Source organism: Rummeliibacillus sp. POC4, from assembly GCF_003576525.1.
Taxonomy (GTDB): domain Bacteria; phylum Bacillota; class Bacilli; order Bacillales_A; family Planococcaceae; genus Rummeliibacillus.
Genome location: NZ_QWUA01000133.1, coordinates 1 through 2,182 on the forward strand (window position 1 = coordinate 1; position 2,182 = coordinate 2,182).

Consider the following 2,182-nt stretch of genomic DNA (forward strand, 5'->3'; position numbering starts at 1 on the left):
AGTACGAATATAAATCGCTATTTAAAAAAATAAAAAAGGCTTCCCCAGTCTACGCTGGTAGGAAGCCTAATTTTTCGAGTTCTTGATAAATTGGTTTTAGTTGAATATAACCTTCTCCAATTACTTCGTTATTAATAAGTACTAGTGGATAAAAGAATTCATCATCCATTACTCGTTGTGCCCATTTTGCATGCCGGTCATTCTCAATTGGCTGCTCAATATCGATATAACTAATATTATAAGGGTTATTGGGATATTTACGATCAATTGCAGCTTTTAACCACTCGAATGTATCTTTTGAAGATGGCGCATTTACACAGCTTGCACACTGTACACTAGCTCCAAATATCTCAATTGAAATTGAATTATTGGTCATGATCAATTAACCTCGCATTTCAATAATGGATTTTTTATCTTATACACATTATAATGATTTTAAGGAAAGGAGTCGATAGTTATGACAGAACATGTTTCAGATATGAAAGAACAAGTACAAGAAGTATTAGATAAATTACGCCCATTCCTTCTTCGTGATGGAGGAGATTGCGATTTAGTAGATGTTGAAGATGGTGTTGTTAAACTACGTTTACTAGGTGCATGTGGTAGCTGCCCAAGTTCAACAATCACTCTAAAAGCTGGTATTGAACGTGCACTTTTAGAAGAAGTACCTGGAGTAGTAGAAGTAGAACAAGTCTTTTAATCTATAGAAAAGGGTTGACCTATAGTTGCTAAATAAGCAATTTTAAGGCCGACCTTTTTTTGCGATTGAAAAAAATGAAGCTAATAAATTTCTATTTAATAGTGGTCTACTGGTTAACATTTTCTTCTCGCATTTGTTGCCACTGATCTTTTGCCATTTCAATAATTTTCACTTCATTTGAATTTCGTTGCATTTCTATTACTTTTGAGAAGTAACGTATTGCTTTATCACGATCATCAATTCTACGAGATAATTCAGCGATTAAATAGATTACTCGAATTTCAGTCATTGAAGTTCCTGTATAATCTTCTGTGGAAAATGATTCAATATATTGATCTCGTGAAATTTCCATAAATCGCTTTTCTTGTACTTCGTTTTTGATGGAGCGATATAACCAGGCAGTGCGGAGTGCTAGACCAGCTAACGTAATATGTTTTTCCTTTTTTAAACTTCCACATACAAGTCCAAGTTGGTAAGCTTGTAAGGCATCTTCTATAGTTCTTTCACCTGAAAAATTATGTGCTTTCCAATGTGAAGATATTTTTTCATCTATTATTTCCTTTAATCCTGGAGCAAAGTATTTTGAAAAATCTTCTGTAAATGAAAAACCACAATGTTCACAAACAAATACATTATAAAACAAAGGATTTATATCATTTTCATAAATAGGATGGAAATCACTTTCAGTTTCTTTTACTTTGACAAAGTTTGCCCTTGTTTTTGTTGACTTAAATTTCTTTTTACAATGAATACATTCTAGTTGCTTTTCATAGTAGGGGGTAATTTCCATTATAACAGCTCCATTTACTACAATAATTGTAGGTAAATTATATCATATTAATTTAATGATAAATTCGATATTTTTGTGAGCGTTTGTTATTTTACTCAGCATTGATAAATTTGATATGATGAATATAGGAAAGAGGTGACTCGGATGACACAAGTTGTTGATATTACAGAAGCAGCAGCATTTCATATAACAGAAATGATGCGTAATAATGGAGAAGAAGGCGCTTATTTGCGTGTTGCCGTAAAAGGTGGCGGTTGTAGCGGTCTTTCATATGCAATGGGTTTTGAACAAGAAAAAAAAGAGAATGATGAGCAATTTGAAGAACATGGTTTACAAATTATTGTTTCAAAAGAAGATGCTCCAATTCTTAAAGGAACAAAAATAGATTTTAAACAGTCCCTAATGGGCGGTGGCTTCACGATTGACAATCCGAATGCAATTGCCTCATGCGGTTGTGGAAGTTCTTTTAGAACAGCGAAGAATGCTGGTACACCGGAAGAATGTTAATTTAAAAAAACTAGGTGACAAAGAAATGTAAGCCCCTTTGTAAAGTCAATTTTAAAATCTGACTTTTTCAAAGGGGTTTTTTCTTTGAAAATTAATGTATTCAAAGATTAATTTGAACTAAAGCGATAAAAAAGATAGTATATAAATAGATAATTTTGTTGATTTATAGATTATTTCATGGGAGT

3 protein-coding genes and 1 pseudogene are annotated in these 2,182 nt (G+C 32.4%); 2 read left to right on the forward strand and 2 right to left on the reverse strand.

Annotated elements, in window-relative coordinates:
• Window positions 1–49: 49 nt before the first annotated feature.
• A complete protein-coding gene (locus D1606_RS18210; RefSeq protein WP_119417427.1) occupies window positions 50–376 on the reverse strand; it encodes a YuzD family protein in 327 nt (108 codons plus the stop codon).
• Between the two features lie 25 nt (window positions 377–401).
• Here D1606_RS18210 and D1606_RS18215 point away from each other — a divergent pair.
• Window positions 402–700, forward strand: a pseudogene (locus D1606_RS18215) (NifU family protein).
• A gap of 106 nt (window positions 701–806) precedes the next feature.
• Here the strand turns inward: D1606_RS18215 and D1606_RS18220 are convergent.
• Entirely contained in the window at window positions 807–1,490 is a 684-nt protein-coding gene (locus D1606_RS18220; protein ID WP_119417429.1) for a DUF2225 domain-containing protein, read from the reverse strand.
• A 144-nt stretch (window positions 1,491–1,634) separates the two neighbouring features.
• Here D1606_RS18220 and D1606_RS18225 point away from each other — a divergent pair, with 144 nt between their 5' ends.
• A complete protein-coding gene (locus D1606_RS18225) occupies window positions 1,635–1,997 on the forward strand; it encodes a HesB/IscA family protein (protein ID WP_119417430.1) in 363 nt (120 codons plus the stop codon).
• The last annotated feature ends 185 nt before the right edge of the window (window positions 1,998–2,182 follow it).

Excerpts from the sequence above, each read along its gene's own strand:
- D1606_RS18210 (WP_119417427.1), bottom strand. The coding sequence starts at position 376 with ATGACCAATAATTCAATTTCAATTGAGATATTTGGAGCTAGTGTACAG.
- D1606_RS18220 (WP_119417429.1), bottom strand. The coding sequence starts at position 1,490 with ATGGAAATTACCCCCTACTATGAAAAGCAACTAGAATGTATTCATTGT.
- D1606_RS18225 (WP_119417430.1), top strand. The coding sequence starts at position 1,635 with ATGACACAAGTTGTTGATATTACAGAAGCAGCAGCATTTCATATAACA.